Below are 18,787 nucleotides of genomic sequence, written 5' to 3'. Positions count from 1 at the left end.
AGAAAAACTTTTAAATATTAAATCTTCAAGAGTTAGAAAAATACTTTTAAATATGGTTAAAAATAATAAGTTAATATCTATTGGAGAAAATAAAAATAGAAAATATAAACTTAATAAATAATAAGATTAACAAGCAAAAATAATCATTTATTTTTTCTAAATTAATATAGAAATTGATAAATTTATTAAAAAATAATAAAAAAATTCAAGTTTTCAAAAAAAATTTGGATTTTTATGAATATTTTTATTTTTAGTAATATAATTGTATTCCAAAGAAATTTTGGAAAATATTAATAAGGAGAATTATGAATTTTAACATTGAAATTAATAAAAATATATCAGAAATTAATAAAAATAATTTTGAAAATACACATAAAATTAAAAGTATTGATTATAAAAATATATTACTAAACTTGCCAGAAAAAACTAAAGTTAGGATTTTAAAACTTGCTGACAAAGTACTTAACTTAAAATATGAAGATTTTTATAAATTGTCTTTTATAAAATTTCCAAAAAGAAGTTTTGAAAGAGTTAAAGAAGAATATAAAAAAAATATTTTTTATAATGAAATTAAATCTTCCTTAAAAACAAGAGAATATTTTATTTCTACAAGAAGTAGAATTTCAGATGAAGCTACAACATTTGAAGAATTACAAAATATGTACAATATTTATAGCAAAAAACTTAAACAAGACTCTAATAGTTTAGAAAATAGAAAAAAAACATTAGAAAATATTAGTGATAAGGCTACTTGAATTGGAGCTGTTTCATTTTTGTCTCCAGTAATTAGTGGAGTTTTATCTTTTGTTTCTTTAGGAACTTTAATTGCTAATTTAGCACAAGGTGAAAATGAAAACGGAAGAAATTTAAAATATTTAAATAATTTAATTGAAGAGTATACAGATGGAAGACTTGTATTTTTAAACCATCAAACTCAAGCAAACTGAGATAGATTATTCCGTTATTATAATCAATTTTTAGAAAAAGATTTTGTAAAATATAGAAACGATTCAAACACAGAATTAAATAATTTTCTAGAATTTTTGCACAAAGATTTAATGAGATTAAAAGATATTTTAGTTGGTTATTCTAATTATTATGGAAATTATTAAAATAACAAAAAAAGAATATGTTATTTTAAAAAATGTTTTTATTTTTTTTCATATTACTTTTATATTAAGTTTGTTAATTTTATTTTTATGATTTATTATACAAAATTTAATTTTTGTAAAAAATGATTTATGGTACTATAAAATTTTATCTAAATTAATACCCATTCCAATAGTAATTTTAAATATTATAACTAAAAAAAATAAAAAATTTAATTATGAAACAGACGTAAAAATTTGAGAATTTTATTTTTGTATTCCTAATTATGATAGAGTTAAATCTACGAAGAAAATCAGTCAAGAAAAACTAAAAATAATTAAATTTATCATAACATTTTTATACATTTCTTTTACTCTATTAATTATTTTCAATATTTGTTTCAAAGTAAATATTTGAAATTTTGAAAATTTTATTTTTCTTAGTCTAACTCAAGTATTAACTTTCATTTCTTTTATGTTAATTTTATATATTATATTTTTTTTAAATAGATATTTACAAATCCATGTAGGAATGGGGAGAAAAATAAAGTGAAGTGATATTTTATTTTATGTTTATAAAAAATAATTTTCTTATAAAAGATAATTTAAAAATAATTAATTTACTATTAAAATCTATTTTAAAAGTCGATATCCCTTTTATAATCCAAGGGAGTTTCAGCTTTTACTTAGATGGTTTTATAGATGTTAAACCTAATGATTTAGATATTTTATTTCCTAAAAATAATCAAAATCTTAAAGAAAAAAATACAGATTGAGAAAAAATAGAAGAGACACTTAACATAGAAAAATCATATATAAATAACGAAGTTTATAAATCTTACTTAATTAAAAAAAAATTTAGCAAAATAAAATTGGAAATAATTTTGTCTAAAGAAATAAAACCAATTTATTATAAAAAACATCCAATATTAAATTTTTATTACACAAATGAAAAATATAGATTTGCTTCAAAACTTTCACAAATCTTTAAATTAACTTATTTATATGAAAAAAATATATATTTTAGAAAAAAATTGTTATTATCACTAAAATTAATAGAACAAAACTTTAATTTTATGAAAAAAACTTGCAATTTAGAATTGTGAAAATATTTTAAAGATAATATAATAAGTGATTTATATTTTCAATTACTTGGTTCTAAAATGAATTTTTATAAAAATTATGAAAAAATACTTAAGAATTTTGAAAAGTTTAAAATAGAAATTAATAATTTTCCAAATTTAAAAAAATTTTTAATATATTTAATTAAAAGAAAAAGAAAGTTTTTTGAAAAAATTGAAGTTATTTTTGAATTAAGAGATTCTTTCTTTTCTGTTTTCTTAACTAAAAATAAATTAGAAAACATAGAGCAAAATTATGGATTAAATTTCTTCTTAATAAACAAGATAAAAATATTAAAAATAAATTGGAGTTATTTCAAAATTTTATTTCTGATTCTTTTCACAAAGTAAAAATAGAAAAATATTATAAAAATGAGGTTTTATCTTTATATATAGTATTTAATTTTTATACATTAGTTTTAGATCTATTAAAAACAAAATTAAAAAATTAAAAGGAGAAAACATGGAAATCAATGTTCAACATATACAAAATTTAAATTATAAAAATGAAAGTAAAAATAAATTCGTCTATAAAGAAATGATAAATTCTTTATCAGAAAAACATAAAATAAGACTTTTAAAATTAGCAGAAAAAGTGTTAAATTTAAATTATGAGGATTTTTACAAACTTTCAGGCTTAAAATTTCCTAAAAGAAGTTTTGAAAGAATTAAAGAAGAATATAAAAAAAGCATTTTTTACAATGAAATAAAATCTTCTTTAAAAACAAAAGAATATTTTATTTCTGACAGAAGTTCCTTAACTTATGAAGAAACCACATTTGAGGAACTAAAAAAAACATATGAATCTTATAAAAATAGAATTTCTAATGATAGAAATGACTATGTAACAAAAAAAGGTTGAATAATTGGTTCTCAAGTATTTATAGGTCTTCTTGGTATAACTGCAATACCTTTTACTTTTGGTGCAAGTGCTGCTGTTTCCGGTGTTGTTTCAGGAACTCTTCTCGCTGCTTCAGTAGGAACTTCTATAGCTGGATCTACTTTAACAGAGAAAGATTATACTTATATGTCTTCATATATTAAAGAATTTTTAGAAAATTATACACAACAAAGATTGGTGTACTTTGCTGATCCTTCAAAAGAAAATTTAATAGAACTTAGAAAAATTTTTCAAAGACTATGGAATCAAGAATTTATACAAAAAAGTGGTGCAGATAATGAAGAATTAAATGACTTTATTAATGCTATTAACAAAAATTTAAATGAAATAGAAAGAAAATTTTATGGTCACGGTTCACATTATGGAAACTACTAACAAAAATTTAAAATTTATAAAGATTTTCTTTCTTTTTTTGAATGTTTTATTTTTTAGTTTTATTATAGTATTAATAATTGGATTTTCGGTTTATAATTTATTTTTTGATTTACAAAGATTTAATTTTTACTTAACAATATCATTAGTGATTGGGGGTTTTATTATAGGAAGTTTGTTACTTATTTCAAAAAATTATTTTAGTAAAAATAATCCTCCAAAAGAAGCAAAACTTTGAGAACTTTATATTTGCTTTACTAATAAAGAAAGAATAGAAAATTCTAAAATAATGACTGAAAAACAAATTAGAAATTTTAAAAAAATAATGATAGTAAATTTTTTATGTATTATTCTTTTATTTTTAAGTGCAAGTGCTCTTAACTTTGCAAATATTTATTTAAAAAGTTCTAATGTAGCAATTATTTTATTTTCTTTAGCCGTTATTCTTCTGTTGCTTGTATATTTAGATAATTTATTTAAAAAACATCTTCAAATTCACGTAGGAATGGATAGAGAAAAAAGAAAAACAGATTTTCTATTTTATGTATTTACCAAGGAAAATTAATAAAATACAATGATTTGAAATTTTACTATTAATTCAAAATCAACACCTAAAATAGAATACAAATTAAATATTATTCCAGAATTAAAAAATGAAAAAAATATAAAAAAATTTATTAATAATTTAACAAATGAAGGAAAAAATGAGTTACTAAAATTAAAAGAAGATATTCTGAGTTTAAAATATGAAGATATTTTTTCAAATACAAAGGAAAAATATAGAAAAAATGATTTATATAAAAATTTTAAAAATTATTTCAATTTATCAGAATTTTCTTCTGATCAAGATACTAGTAATAAAGCAAAAAGTTCTTTGAAAGAAGTTACTGAAACTTTTAATAAATTAATTGATAGTTTAAATCATGAATCTAAAAAGAATAATAATATTAAAAATTTAATTTTTCATATAGTTATATTTCAGATTTTTGTTGTTTCTACTTTAATACCTTTTTTACCTAATAAAAAAATATTTTTCTCACTTTTTATTTCTTTATTATCTATCTGAACATTTTCAAATATTTTTTCTAATTTAAGTTTTTTCCAACCTGATAATACAAATCAAATTAGATATTCCAACAATTTTTATGAAGAATATACAGATCGAACCGAAACTTTCTTTAATAATCCAAGTAAAGAAAATTTTAATAGATTACAATATACATTTGAACACTTAAAAAACACAGTTAAAGGACCAGAACAACAAGAAGAAACAAATGATTTTTTATTAGCAGTTAAAAAACATTTAGAATTCATTAAAACTCAAATTCCAAATAATAATCAATAAAATACTTATTTATAAAATTATTGACTTATAACAAAAATATGCTATAATGTTAATAATTCTTCATTGATATGAAGGATTATCGAAACTAAATGTTTCAGTACGATAATATTTCCGATGCAGAAAGCATTATTTCATAGGTTAATATGTTAAGAAGGGTGAGCCGTTCTTAATTTTTTGTTATTTTCCTATATAATATAAACTATGGAAAAAATAATAAATTGAGATCAATATTTTATGGCATTAACAAAATTGAGTGCTTTACGTTCAAAAGATCCAAATACTAAAGTTGGAGCTTGTATTATAAATCAAAGAAAAAGAGTTATAGGATTAGGTTATAATGGAATGCCTTCTGGAAATGACGATGACTTCCCTTGACAAAGAGAAGGTGAAAACGCTAAAGAAACTAAATATGCATATGTAGTACATGCAGAAATTAATGCGATTTTAAATTCAATTACTTCTTTAGAAAATTCTATTTTATATACTTCCTTATTCCCTTGCTCTAATTGTGCAAAAACAATAGTACAATCAGGAATAAAAGAAGTTGTTTATTTTCAAGATAAATATCATGATACTGAAGATGCTTGAATTGCAAGAAAAATATTTAAAGATTCTTTTGTAAAAACAAGAAAACTTGAAGAAAGCAAAATAACTTTACAACTATAATTTTACTTTTATAAAGGAAAAACCAGTGTATTTATAAAAAATAGTAGGTAAATTTTACCTACTTTATTTTTATAGTCGTTATTTTTTATCTTTGTTATTTTTTTTGTTTTTAAATTTTCTAAATCATTTATCAAATCAAACTTCTCTTTTTAATTCTTCTTTAATTTCTTCTTTTTGTTTTCTTTTTAGATTAACATAAGCAATTTTTTCAGCTTCATGAAGATTATCAACATCTGTGTTCTTAATAACTTCTCTAATTTCATCTTCAATAATAATTTCTGTATCAATTGTTCCGTATTTACCTGCTTTAAATTTAACAATAGCTCAATAAGATACAGGTAAAATAATTGCTCCAGAGAATCAGTTACCTACTAAAGCAGGTAATGCATTTACAAAGAAAGCTTTTAGTGTTCAATCAATATTGTAAGCTGATAATTTATGAGCTGAATTTATATTAATTATGTTATATAAAGTATCTTTAAATCCTTTTACACCATCTGCATTAACATTTATAATGTGGGCTAAGACATAATCTTTTGTAATAACTCCGTTATTTATAGCATTATGAGCTCAATCTAAAATAACTTGTTCATTTCCATTTTTAAAATATTGAACATATTCAATATCGCTAAATAATCACCCAAATGAAAAAATAATTAAGTTAGCAATAACATGGTGAAATCCTGTTATTGTAAATAATCAAATAAAGAAGAAAATTATGAAAATTTTTCCAATTGCCCCTCTTGTTGCTAAAGTTGATCAAACAGTTCCAGCAACAATTAAGTTTGAAAACATTGAAGAAAACAGAATTTCTCATCAATAATTTGAAACTTTTTTAGTTATTAAATATTCTATAACTCTTAGTTGTTCTGCTTTGAAAGCTGCAGCACCTCTTAAAATTGCTGCAGAAATTAAAGCTCCAACTAAATTTCCAAGAAAAACAATTCCTAAATTTCTAAAAACCTTGTATAAACGTGCTTTTTTATCAAATACAGCAAGCATTGCTAATGTATCTGAAGTGAAAAGCGAACCACCAAGAATTGTAATCATCATCAAACCAACTGGGAAAATTAATGAAGCAACAAATAAAGCTGGGCCAGATAAGTGAAATTCACCTGTTTGTTTTAATTCATCATTACCATATCATGACAAAATATAAACATAAGCTACATAAGCTATTGCAACATAAACTGATGCTAAAATCCCCATTAAAAAGATTTTTCATCACACAAGTTTAGTCTTTTGATAACCATAATCCATTGCATTGGTAAAGTTACTCTTATAATCGTGCATATTTCCTCGTTTTTTTTAAAATTTTACCTTAATTAATAAAATTTATGTTATTATTATAATACTAATTTAATATATTTAAACAAAATTAGAATACGAAAATATGGGAACAAAGTTCCTATGTGAAAGGAAATATGAAAAAAGATATCCATCCTACATATCAAACTGTAAAAGCAGTATGTTCAACTTGTTCAACTGAATTTACTTTTGGTTCAACAGTAAATAAAATTTCTGTTGATGTATGTTCTGGATGCCACTCATTCTTTACTGGAGATAAATCTCTTGCAAGAGCAACAGGAAGAATTGAAAGATTCAACAGAATGGCATCATTTGCAAAAAACCACAAAAAATAAACTAATTCAAATTAATCAATGGTTTTCCATTGATTTTTTTATTCTAAAAACGATTAAAAAGAGTATAATTTAATAATAAATTATAAGACAAAAAGAAAGAGGTAGTTATGAGTAAAGAGTATGGAGCAAGTAGTATTCAATCTCTTGAAGGATTAGAAGCTGTTAGAAAGCGTCCTGGAATGTATGTTGGTGGAACTGGAATAATTGCTTTACACCATTTAATTTGAGAAATAGTAGATAATGCAGTTGATGAATCACTTGCTGGATTTGCCAACACAATCGAAGTAACTTTAACTAAAGATGGATATGTTAAAGTTAGTGATAATGGTAGAGGAATCCCTGTGGATATCCATCCAAAACACGGAGTTTCTGCTGCAGAAGTAGTTTTAACAGTTCTTCACGCTGGTGGAAAATTCGATAGTAGTGCTTATAAAGTTTCTGGTGGTTTACACGGTGTTGGCGCTTCTGTAGTTAATGCTTTAAGTTCTAATTTAAAAGTTTGAATTAAAAGGGACCATAAAGTTTATTTCCAAGAATTTGTAAATGGTGGAAAAAAAGTTGATGACTTAAAAGTGGTTGGTGAATGTGGTGATGAAACAGGAACCACCATTATGTTTAAACCAGATTTTGAAATCATGGAACAACATGAATTCAAACTAGAAACAGTTATTGATAGAATCAAACAAACTGCCTACCTAACAAAAGGTTTAAAATTTATTGTTCAAGACGAAAGAGTGAATATTAAAAAGGAATTTCACTTTGAAGGTGGAATTATTGACTACATTTCTGAATTAACTAAAGGATATGAAAAAGTTACAGAAAAATCCATTTATGCTGAAGGTATTTTTAATTTAGGCGAAGAAAAATCAACAGACATAAATGTAGAAGTAGCACTACAATATGTAACTGAAGATAGAGAAGAAATCTTAACATATGCCAATAACATCTATAACAAAGAAGGTGGAACTCATGAAACCGGTTTATTTGACTCTTTATCTAGAATTTTAAATAATTATGCAATTGAAAATAAATTTTTAAAATCTGAAGCAGATAAATTTTCAAGAGAAGACTTAAGAGAAGGTATGTTTGTTGTAATTTCCATCAAACATAGCGATCCTATGTTTGAAGGACAAACTAAAGGTAAATTGATTAATAAAGACGTAAGACCCGCTGTAAATAAAATCTTTTCTGAAGTTTTTGAAAGATACTTAAATGAAAATCCAGGAGAAGCAAGAAAAATCATTGAAAGAAATTTACTTGCTCAAAAAGCTAGAAAAGCTGCTGCTTCTGCAAGAGAAGCAACAAAGAGAAAAAATCCTTTTGAAGTTGGATCGCTACCTGGAAAATTAGCTGATTGTTCAACAAAAAATGCTGAAATTGCTGAACTTTACATCGTGGAGGGAAACTCTGCTGGTGGTAGTGCTAAAATGGGTAGAGATCGTCACTATCAAGCTATTTTACCTTTAAGAGGAAAGGTTATTAACTCTCAAAAAACAAGTGATGAAAAAGTCTTTAAAAACGAAGAAATCCTTTCTTTAATTACCGCTTTTGGAACAGGTATTGGTCCAGAATTTAATATTAATAAACTTAGATATCACAAAATTGTTATAATGACCGACGCCGACGTTGATGGTGCTCACATTAGAACTCTTCTTTTAACTTTCTTATATAGATACTTTAGACCATTAATTGAATATGGATTTATCTACATAGCCCAGCCACCTTTATACAAAATTTCTTATAATAAAAAAGATGAATACGCTTATAATGATGCTCAAAAAGAAGAAATTTTACAAAGAATAGGTGATAGTAAATTCTCCATTCAAAGATACAAAGGACTTGGAGAAATGGATCCACAACAACTTTGAGAAACAACCATGGATCCCGCTGTAAGAAAAATGCTTCAAGTGCAAATTAAAGATGCTATGATTGCTTCACAAGTATTTGAACAACTTATGGGAGAAGAAGTTGGACCAAGACGTGAATTTATTGAAGAAAACGCTAAATTTGTTAAAAATATCGATTTATAAGAATAATTAAACAAGAACTTTGATTCTTGTTTTTTTCTTCAGTTTTGCAACCCATAAACCCAAATTCAGGAAAATAAAAAATCAAAACTGTAAGCGTTAACATAATTGAAATATGTTAAATTTATGTTATTGCTTTTTTGTTTTGATTTTATTTTTTTATAAATATTTTTAGTTCACTAGATAAATTTAAAATATTACAAAATCTATATAATAACTTAATTTTTGTCACATTATCAAAAGAATGAGAGATATAAAAATTGTCAATTAATTTTGCATAGAGTCGTTTTGGTTGTGAGTGTTTAACTTTATCTGTAGAGAGACTAGCTAAATTTAATCATTCATTTTGTTTTTGGTTTATTAATTCTAAGTGGTTTTCTGTTATATTCTTATATATTTTATTAAGCAAAATGCTTAAATGCTTTTCAAAAATAAATTTTGTATTTTTAAAAATAATGTATTTTACTTTATCATCTCTTACTTGATCATTATTAATTTTTTTAAAATTGTTTTCATTAATCATAAATAATTCATGAGAGTTATCATAAGTTTTGACATCTTTAGATTCTTTATTAATACTTTCTTGTTTGTTTTTATTATGAAACATGTGCTTAGATACTATTTTTTCAAATTTTTCATCTTTTTCTATTTGTAATTCTAGTAAATTATCTAAATTTAGAACTTGCAATAGTTTAAACAATTGTTTCATTCTTCTTTCTTTATCGCCTTCTAAAGATATAAATAAATTTGTTCCCGGGACAGAAGAATATTTATATTTATTTCCTTCTTTTTTCTCTGCAAATGAAAAGTTTTTAATAAGCGAAATCTCTTTTTGTTTGTTATTTATTTCATTAATAAAATTTTCAAATAAATAATTATAAATTTTGTGAATCACTAAATAAAATTTATTTTTTTGCATATCAAAACATTCATTATTAAAGTAAATAAATTTTATTTTGTCTTTTTCTATCGTTTTGTTTTCAACACTTTTAAAATTTAAATTATTAATTATTGAAAAATTATTATTAATTTTATTAGTTAATATCACTTTGCTTTCTTTTATCTCTAAATCATTATTTGGTAACTCATCAAGAAATTTTATTTTGTTTTCCAAATTTAAAATTTGTGCAAATTTGAAAAGATACATCATCTTAATTTCATTAGAAGCATGAAGATGGAAATATAAACCGGTTTTATTTAATAAATGATATTGGTAGGAATTTGTTTTTTGTTCTTTGTTTTTTAGAAAATTTCCTAATTTTAAAATCGACTCTTGTTTTTGGATAATTAAATCAAAATAATTATCTGCTATATCTTGATAAATTTTTTCAATATTTTCTTTCGCTTTTTTGTTAGTTAAGTCATATGTTTTATTTTCAAAAACAATATATTTAGTTTTTGAAAAGTCATTTAAACTAATTTTATTTTTTAATTTTGTATAAGAATGAGTTGAAGGTAAATCATCATTCTCTATAACTTTTTTCTGTATTTTTTCCGTATTTTCTATATTTTTACTTCTTGCTTCAACTTTTTCTCCACCAATCAATTGAGAATATTTATATTTGTTTTTAAAGTTTTTTTCAAAAATAAAAATTGTTCTTTTTTCTATTTCTTCTTGATTTCATATATCTACTTCTTTAAAATATTTATTTAGTTTAAAATCAGAAGTAATATAACTTTGTTTTTTCTCTTTAAAATTTAAATTACCTAACGAAGCATTTGTTTTATCATTAAGAAGTGTTAAATTACCAATTGTATGTAAATAATTACTTCTTATGTTTTCGATTTCTGAACTTTCCAAACCTTCATTATCCGAACTTAAATTTTGTGCAAAAATGTGTTCAATTTGGTAATTTTTATTAATGTCTTCTAATGATAAATCATAAAACAGTAAAAAGTCTGCAATTTTATTTTGTTTATTGTATAAAAAATGATTTAGTAAGGAGTTTTTTATAATTTCATCATCAATGTTAAAAATTTCTTTTTTATTTGCTTCTTCTATATAATCTTTTAAAATTGATTTAAATGAATTAAAATCTCCACTATTTTTAATTTCTCAATAAAATTTTAAAAATAAAGTTTTTCAATTAATGTTTCTTGAAAGATTAGAAATTTGAATTCTAGAAATTAAATTGTTAAAAAATTTAATAGCGTTTAGTAATTTATCTTTATCACCTTTATCTTTGTCACAAATTTCTATTAAAATTAGATAGCAAAAAAATAAAGAACCTTTGTTTTCATTTATAAGAGTTTTTAACTTAAATAATTCAATTTTTATATCTTTTGTCTTTTCTGTGCTTAATTTTCTTTCAATATTTTCATCATTTCAAATCAATCTTAAAGTTTTGAAATTTTCATAATAATCAATGATCATTTTTTCTTTTGTTTTGTAATCTTGTTTATTGTCTCTTCATCAACTTTCAAATTTTTCATAAACATTGAATTTTTCATCTGCTTTTGAATCTGAATAATGTTCTGTATTTGCAAAATTTAAGTGGTTAACAAAAAGATAAAAGAATCTATCTAAAACATTATTATCTATTTTAGAATCATTAAAAATATCTTCAAAAATTTGACTATCTGGAAGGTTAGAGTAAATAATATTTTTAATTAATTCATAATCCCTTAACTTAATACCAATATAATTTTGTTCTCTATATCATTCAATTGCTTCTTCTTTGGTTTCAACTATTAAAACAACAATATTAAAATTTTTTTCGTCATTTTGGTTTGCTTTGTGAAATTTTTCTATTAAATTATAAAGTTTGTTCTCTTCTTTAAATTCTTCTCTTAAAAGTTTTAAAAAATAATTATAAATACTGTAAAATGGTTCATATTCCCTTGGTGACTCTTTTGCTAAAGTAGTGATTCTATCTCATGTATTTTCCGGTTTTTTTATTTTATCAAAAAAGGAATTTGAATTTTTGTTTTCAAATTTTATATCTAATTTTAAAACTTTATTTTGAATGGCTACTTTGTTTTCTTCTCATTTTCCCTTTAATAAATTAACTTTTATTTCATCTTCTTTTTCTAAGAAAAAATCATGTAAAGATTTTAAAAAAATAAAAGTAGTCAAGAATCTTTGTTGCCCATCAATGATATTTATTTTATCTTTTTGTGGATTTTCCCTTAAAACTACAAAAGTTCCAAAATATAAATCATTATTTTCAGTTGTGTTATTATTTTCTTCTTTGTAAAAATTAATAAATTTTTTAATAAAATTACTTGCTTCTCTTTCGTTTCAAACAAATTTTCTTTGAAATCTTGGAATTATTATTTCTTTTATTTTATTGTCTTTCTTGTTGTCTTTGGACAAAAAGAACAAATCTTTAAATATATCTGATATTAATGGTTTCATTTTTCCTACTTTGCTATTCTATTATTTAAATTATAATATAAAATTACATAAAAAGCCCTTTAATAGAGAAAATAAAGGTTTTTTCCATATATATTATTTACATTATAATAATAAATGGCCTATTATTTAAAAAATTAAATATGTAATATATCAATTGTTAAAAATAAAAAAAGCAGTATTAACTGCTTTACATTAAAATGAAAGGCAAAGAAATGATAAATAAAATAAGAAAGCAAACTAAACCAATAAAAATATTTAAGTAACTTTTTTCTTTGTTGTCTTGTCTTAATTTTTCAATTGAAATCAATTCTTTTTCTTCCATTTGATTTTCTTTTAATATTTTATTTTCTCTTTTTATGTTTCAGTTTTTTATTCCTTTAGAATAAATATCAAAAAGTCCTCATTTTATAACAAGAGCTAAGATGGTAACTCCTAATATTAAAAAAGAAATTGTAAATAAAGACTTATATCAACTAAGTTTATTAAATGTTAAAGTCATTAAGAGAAATAAAACAGTAAAAGTAATAATTCAGAAAACTAAGTAAATATAATCTATTTTTCTCAGTTTTCTAATTATTTTATTTTTTCAAAAAAATTTAATTTTATTCATTTTTATTTAGTCATTTATTTAATTGATTTTTTGTTCCATAAACTTTGTGTGTTAAAGAATTATCCACTAGTTCTTCTTCAATAACATTAGGGAAATTTTGTTCTTTTAAATAATCTAATTCAAAATTAGATGCTTCAAATGGTTCGTTAGCATTTGACATTTTTGGAATAGATTTAAATAAGTTGATTGTGTAAGGGTGTTTTGGATTGGAATAAATTTCTTCTGTTTTTCCTCTTTCAACTATTTTTCCAAGATGCATAATAATAATGTTATCAGCAATATATTCAACCATTGATAAGTCGTGAGCAACAAAAATTAATCCAATTCCTTTTTTATCAACTAAACTTTTTAGTAAGTTAACAATTTGTGCTTGAATAGAAATATCCAGAGAAGCTATTGGTTCATCAGCAATAATAACTTTTGGTTCACTTATTAATGCTCTTGCAATAACTATTCTTTGTCTTTGACCACCAGAAAATTCATGTGGGTAACGATAAGCAAACTGTCTTAATAAACCAACTTCTTCAAGTGCATTATAAATTGATTCATCATATAAAGTTTTCTTAACAACTTTTTTAGTTATTGTTAGATTTTGATTGTTGTTGTGTAATCCAAGTAAATAAGTAATTCTATTATAAATTTTTCTTAATACTTTTAATTCTAAATTAAATGAATTAAGAGATGAATATTTTTCATTTACTTTTTGTTTATATGATTCTAGTTGAATTTTTACTTCGTGAGCATTTAATCCATCAGCTATTAATTTTTGGTGAATTCAAACTAAAAATCTTTTGTGAATTTCAGCAAATTTTGCATCTAATACTTTTTGTTTTTCACTTATGCTTTTTATAACTTTTTCTTGTTTGCTAATTTCAGCATTAATGTTAGTTTCTCATACTTTAAAATCTTTTTTGAAGTCTTCTAATTCGTGATTAAAAATATGTTTATTTTTCTTATGAATAGCTTGTAAAAGATTGAATTTAACTTTATCTTCTTCTAAAATATGTTTTTCTTTTGAAAGTGATTTTTTAAGTTTTTCAATTTCTGCTTTAATACCTTTAATTTTGTTTTTATATAATACTTTTTTATCTGCTGCTGTTTTTAAAAAGTGTTCTAAATCAACATTAGCAAATTCTGCAAGTAATTCTGATTTTAATTCTTTTTTAGAAGTTCAAAACTCATTATTTTCGTTAGGTATTTTTAAAAATTTATTTTCATATTTTTCTATTAAAAGTTTATTGTGATTATTAAATAATTCAACCATTTTATCAATTTCTTCGATAGATAATCAATAAAATAAATTACTTTTTAAATCACCAGATCAGGATTTATTTTTTAAAAATTCCTTTGTAAATAAATTGATAACTGCTCTTTTGTAGAAAAAAGAATAGTTTTTGTAATCTGTTGAAAGTAAAGCGTTATCTAAATTGATTAAATATTCTGATTTAAATTCATAAATATAGCTTTTTACGTAGTTTTTGGAATTAGTACACTTTTCTTTTCAAGAAGTTTGGAAATCATTTAACTCTTTTTCTTTTTGGGCAATTTGTTCCAAAATCGCTACATTTTCTCTTGAATTTTTGATTAATTCTTCTGCTTTAACTAATGCTGCTTTTGATTCTCTTAATGCTTTTTCATCATAGCTCAATTCACCATTTCTATATTCTTTTTGTTTTTCGAAATAGAAATTACTTAAATTAGTAACTCCTTTATACATAAAATTAATAGCTTTTGATTCGTGAAATTGTCTTTTTGTTAAATATGAAAAGTAAGCATTGAAAATATCTTCATATGTGTTAGATTCAAATAATTGATCAAATGAAGCAAAGTCATCAAAGTGAAATTCTCATTCTTTAAAATATTCATTAGCTTCAAAAATAGTACTATTTAAGTTATCTAATCTTTGCTCTTTGAATCTTCTTAAAAAAGTATAATGGAAGTTTGAAGTAACTTGTTGTCAATCTTTAAAAATATCCACCATTTTGTCTTTAATGATTCCATTAACTTTTAAAGGTTCTTTTAAAATAGAATAAATATTTTTTTGTCCATTTAAAGAAGCATGTGGATCTTGGAAAATCATTTGCATATTTTTTCTCATAAATTTATCTTTTGATCTTCCGATTTTTTTACCAGAAATAATTCTATTTTCTAATGTTACTTGTCCATTATATCTATCATATAATCTAATGATAGATCTACCTACAGTTGTTTTACCTGAACCTGATTCACCAATTAATCCTAAAACTTCTCCTTCAAAAAGTTTGAAATTAATTTTATCAACAGCTTTTACAATTCCATTTTTATTGTAAAAATACTTTTTAAGATTTTTAACATCTAATATTGTTTTTTCCGTATTTTTATTCATTTTTATTAAAAACCTCTCTAAATAATTTTAATCTACTTTTTAGTTGTTCTGTTAATTCTACTTTTGGTGCATCTGGGTGTAATAATCAGGTAGCAGCAGCATGAGTTTTAGAAATCTCAATTAAAGGTGGTTCTTTTTCAAAATCAATTTCTAAAGCATAATCATTTCTTGGTGCAAAGGGATCTCCAGCTGGTAAATTAGCCATATCTGGTGGGGTTCCTTTTATGTTGTAAAGTTTTTGATTTTTGTTTTCAGGAATTGCACTAATTAAAGCTCAAGTATATGGATGTCTTGGGTCAGTGAAAATATCTTTTCTCGTTCCTCTTTCCACGACTTTTCCTGCATATAAAACATAAATGTAATCACAGAATTTAGCAATTACTGAAATGTTATGTGAAATAAAAATTAAAGAAATTTTGTATTTTGTTCTTATTTCATTAAATAAAGCTAAAACAGATGCTTGAACCGTTGGATCAAGAGCTGTTGTAGGTTCATCAGCAATAATTAAATCTGGTTGTGCTGCTACAACCATAGCAATCACAACTCTTTGTTTTTGTCCTCCACTTAAAGTATGTGGATAAACATTAAATCTACTTCTTGCTTCAGTAATTCCAAAAGATTCAAGTAAATTTACTAAGTAATCAATTTTTTCACTTTTTGATTTAAATCTAGAATCTTTTTCTAAAACATCTAGTAATTGTTTTCCAATTGTTCTAGTTGGATTTAGGGCTGTTAACGGATCTTGAGGTATATAACCTATTTTTTTACCTCTTATTTTTAATCATTCTTTATCTTTTGTAAATTTGGAAATATCAATTCCAGAAACTTCCATTTGATCACTTTTGGTATAAGCTAATTCATTTATTCCTAAAAGAGCTTTAGAAGTTACTGTTTTTCCTGAACCTGATTCACCTACTAATCCTACAATTTCTCCTCTTTTAATTTTTAAGTCCACTCCACGTACTATGTTAATAAATTTTTGTTTTTTATCTTTAAAGGAAACTCTTAAATTTTTAACTTTTAAAAGGATTTCTTCTTTATTTAAGTCTTTTTCCATATTTATTTAGCTCCTTTTTTAACAACTTTTGGATCAAGGGCATCGTGGAATCCTAATGCCACAAATCTTAGTGAAAGTGAAATAATTAATAAAATAATTGAAGGGAAAGCAAGTGCTCAAGGGTTTTGATTAATTAAACTTGCTGAACTTGTAATTAAAAGTCCTAAATTAGGTACTGAATCTGTACCTTCTTTAATAAATCCAAGGAATGCAATTCCTGCTATTGCTTGAATTCCAGCGGTAATTCTTAAAACAAAACTATTTGCTAATTTTCCGGAAATTGCAGGTAAAATATGAGCAAATATTAATCTCATTTTTGAAGCACCTATCGCTTGTGAAGCATAAATATATTCTTCGTCTTTTACTGTAATAGTAAAGGATCTAGTGGTGTCAGCAGCACCGGTTCAACCTGTTAATGATAGAATTAAAATAATTGCCGGTGTGTTAGTTCCAAAAATTCCAATTAAGATTATAAATAATACTACTCAAGGGATTGCATTAAAAATTTCAATTAATCTTAGTCCGTATGTATCTATTTTTTTTCCTACGTTAAATCCAAGAAAAGCACCGACAGATACTCCGATAATTGTTTCAATAATTGCAATTGCAAAAGCAATTCCTATTGCGTTTAATGTTCCAACTCAAGTTCTTAATCAAATATCTCTTCCGTATGAGTCAGTTCCCATAAAGGCATAAATTTTTGAATGTTCATCTCCATTTAAAGCGTTAATAACTTCATAAGGATTTAAAGTTACTAATCAAGTTTCTGGAGCGATGTTTGTTGCTTCTCCTTTTATTAGTTCAGGATTTAGCTTATGAATTTTATCTAATAACTCAGTAGATAAGGTAAAAGTAACATCTCCTTCAAAACTTGGTTTTAACTCTTTAATTAAAGAAAGAGAAGCACCAGAAATAGGTTTAGTTGTTGAAAATGGTGAAGTTAGCCAAGAAATAAAAGCTGTAATAATTAATAAAATAAAGATAACTAAAGCAATAACAGCATATTTATTAGCAAAAAATCTTTTTAGAACATCTAAAAATAATTTAGAAGGTTTTCCAGTTACTGAAGATGATGAAATAATGTCTTTATTTGCTGATGAAAATTTTAAAAGTTCTTTATCAGCCTTTGAAAATTTATATTTTTTTTCAAATGATAAACTTAAATTTTGTTTTTCCATTATTTTTTTACTCCTTGATAACTTTTTCTTCTAACTAAATAATTTTTAAATAATAATCAGTAATTTCTGGAATTGTTTGAATTTGCAATTTTAATTCTTGGATCCATTCATGCATATGACATATCTACAAATATTAATGTTATCATTGATAATGATGTAAAGAATACAAGTGAAAACATAATAACATTAATTTCACCTTGTTCTGTGTAGTTAACAATAATCGATGAAGATCCGGGGATTCTAAAGAATTTTTCTAAAATTATACTTCCTGAAAGTAATCCTATATATGAGAATAAAATTGCTCCTACTAAAATAACTGATGCGTTTCTTAAAACGTGTTTTTTAAAGATATTTCATTTTGATAAACCTTTTGATTTAGCAATTAAAACTTGATTAGAAGTTAAAACTGTAACAACTTGGTTTCTAACAAAAATTGTATATCCAGCTAATGATGATAAGGTAAATACAATTATTGGTGTAATTAAAGAAGCGATTGTAATATCAACTGGCACATCTCTTGGATCTTTGAATTCAAAAGGTAATCCAGCTTTTGATGTAATTAAAACAATAATAGGCGCTATAACAAATGCTGGTAATGCCACAAATAATGTAACAAAGGTTGTAATTGCACTATCAATTCATTTTCCCCTATTATAAGCAGCTATTACCCCTAAAGATACACCTATAATAACACTTAAAATAAACGCTGGCAATGATACAGCAATAGTTCATCTTAAAGGTTCAAAAAATAATTTTGGTATATTTTGACTGTAATCACTTGTATCTGAATAAATAATTCCTGGATTTCCACTAAAAAAATCTTTAAATCAGAGTGCAAATCTAGTTACTGGATCTTTATCAAACCCATAAAATGATTTTGGATCTATTTTTAAATTTTCATCACCTGTTGGATTTAATCTTTTTGCTGCGTCTTGCAAGCTTTGTTCAGTAAAAGGATTTTTACCAAATGAAGCTTGCAATAAATAAACAATGAAAATAATTATAAAAAAGGTGATAATAGCTAGTCCAAGCCTCTTAAAAAAGTATTTAAACATT

General features: G+C 23.5%; 15 protein-coding genes. 8 read left to right on the top strand and 7 right to left on the bottom strand.

The window, feature by feature from the left end; genetic code table 4:
• Positions 1 to 305 precede the first annotated feature (305 nt).
• The 6 genes from ACXX89_RS01625 (at position 306) to ACXX89_RS01600 (ending at position 5,493) form a co-directional block, all read left to right on the top strand.
• A complete protein-coding gene (locus ACXX89_RS01625) occupies positions 306 to 1,112 on the top strand; it encodes a hypothetical protein (RefSeq protein ID WP_458557427.1) in 807 nt (268 codons plus the stop codon).
• 545 nt (positions 1,113 to 1,657) lie between these two features.
• On the top strand, positions 1,658 to 2,560 hold the full coding sequence (locus tag ACXX89_RS01620; RefSeq protein WP_458557426.1) for a hypothetical protein: 903 nt from the start codon (positions 1,658 to 1,660) through the stop codon (positions 2,558 to 2,560).
• A 112-nt stretch (positions 2,561 to 2,672) separates the two neighbouring features.
• Positions 2,673 to 3,485, top strand: a complete 813-nt coding sequence (locus ACXX89_RS01615) for a hypothetical protein (RefSeq protein ID WP_458557425.1) — start codon at positions 2,673 to 2,675, stop codon at positions 3,483 to 3,485.
• A gap of 145 nt (positions 3,486 to 3,630) precedes the next feature.
• Positions 3,631 to 4,047, top strand: coding sequence for a hypothetical protein (locus ACXX89_RS01610; protein ID WP_458557424.1), 417 nt, complete (start codon positions 3,631 to 3,633; stop codon positions 4,045 to 4,047).
• Between the two features lie 9 nt (positions 4,048 to 4,056).
• Complete coding sequence (locus ACXX89_RS01605; RefSeq protein WP_436358603.1) at positions 4,057 to 4,827, top strand: hypothetical protein; 771 nt, start codon at positions 4,057 to 4,059, stop codon at positions 4,825 to 4,827.
• Between the two features lie 201 nt (positions 4,828 to 5,028).
• Positions 5,029 to 5,493, top strand: a complete 465-nt coding sequence (locus tag ACXX89_RS01600; RefSeq protein WP_458557423.1) for a deoxycytidylate deaminase — start codon at positions 5,029 to 5,031, stop codon at positions 5,491 to 5,493.
• A gap of 78 nt (positions 5,494 to 5,571) precedes the next feature.
• Here the strand turns inward: ACXX89_RS01600 and ACXX89_RS01595 are convergent, their stop codons facing one another.
• A complete protein-coding gene (locus tag ACXX89_RS01595) occupies positions 5,572 to 6,786 on the bottom strand; it encodes a formate/nitrite transporter family protein (protein ID WP_458557422.1) in 1,215 nt (404 codons plus the stop codon).
• A 131-nt stretch (positions 6,787 to 6,917) separates the two neighbouring features.
• On the opposite strand from ACXX89_RS01595, the gene rpmE reads away from it, so the two are divergent.
• Both rpmE and gyrB read left to right on the top strand, forming a co-directional pair.
• Positions 6,918 to 7,136: a 50S ribosomal protein L31 gene (gene rpmE, locus ACXX89_RS01590; protein ID WP_436358606.1), complete on the top strand. Its 219-nt coding sequence runs from the start codon at positions 6,918 to 6,920 to the stop codon at positions 7,134 to 7,136.
• A 107-nt stretch (positions 7,137 to 7,243) separates the two neighbouring features.
• The gene (gyrB, locus tag ACXX89_RS01585) at positions 7,244 to 9,166 is read left to right on the top strand and encodes a DNA topoisomerase (ATP-hydrolyzing) subunit B (RefSeq protein ID WP_436358608.1); all 1,923 of its coding nucleotides are present in this window, start codon (positions 7,244 to 7,246) and stop codon (positions 9,164 to 9,166) included.
• A gap of 148 nt (positions 9,167 to 9,314) precedes the next feature.
• Here gyrB and ACXX89_RS01580 read toward each other — a convergent pair whose 3' ends face one another.
• The 6 genes from ACXX89_RS01580 to ACXX89_RS01555 form a co-directional block, all read right to left on the bottom strand.
• On the bottom strand, positions 9,315 to 12,521 hold the full coding sequence (locus ACXX89_RS01580) for a DUF262 domain-containing protein (RefSeq protein ID WP_436358609.1): 3,207 nt from the start codon (positions 12,519 to 12,521) through the stop codon (positions 9,315 to 9,317).
• Positions 12,522 to 12,708: 187 nt separating this feature from the next.
• A complete protein-coding gene (locus tag ACXX89_RS01575) occupies positions 12,709 to 13,131 on the bottom strand; it encodes a DUF3899 domain-containing protein (RefSeq protein ID WP_458557421.1) in 423 nt (140 codons plus the stop codon).
• Complete coding sequence (locus tag ACXX89_RS01570; protein WP_458557420.1) at positions 13,124 to 15,496, bottom strand: ATP-binding cassette domain-containing protein; 2,373 nt, start codon at positions 15,494 to 15,496, stop codon at positions 13,124 to 13,126. Before ACXX89_RS01570 ends, ACXX89_RS01575 begins: the two co-directional genes overlap by 8 nt.
• On the bottom strand, positions 15,489 to 16,553 hold the full coding sequence (locus ACXX89_RS01565) for an ABC transporter ATP-binding protein (protein WP_436358612.1): 1,065 nt from the start codon (positions 16,551 to 16,553) through the stop codon (positions 15,489 to 15,491). The genes ACXX89_RS01570 and ACXX89_RS01565 overlap by 8 nt, the downstream gene beginning before the upstream one ends.
• A 2-nt stretch (positions 16,554 to 16,555) precedes the next feature.
• Positions 16,556 to 17,731 carry an ABC transporter permease gene (locus tag ACXX89_RS01560; RefSeq protein WP_458557419.1) on the bottom strand — a complete coding sequence of 392 codons (1,176 nt, stop codon included), beginning with the start codon at positions 17,729 to 17,731 and terminating at the stop codon, positions 16,556 to 16,558.
• Positions 17,731 to 18,786, bottom strand: a complete 1,056-nt coding sequence (locus ACXX89_RS01555; protein WP_458557418.1) for an ABC transporter permease — start codon at positions 18,784 to 18,786, stop codon at positions 17,731 to 17,733. Before ACXX89_RS01555 ends, ACXX89_RS01560 begins: the two co-directional genes overlap by 1 nt.
• Position 18,787 lies beyond the last annotated feature (1 nt).

It is taken from the genome of Mycoplasma sp. 1012 (assembly GCF_054343455.1).
This window is presented reverse-complemented; position numbering and strand designations above follow the sequence as displayed.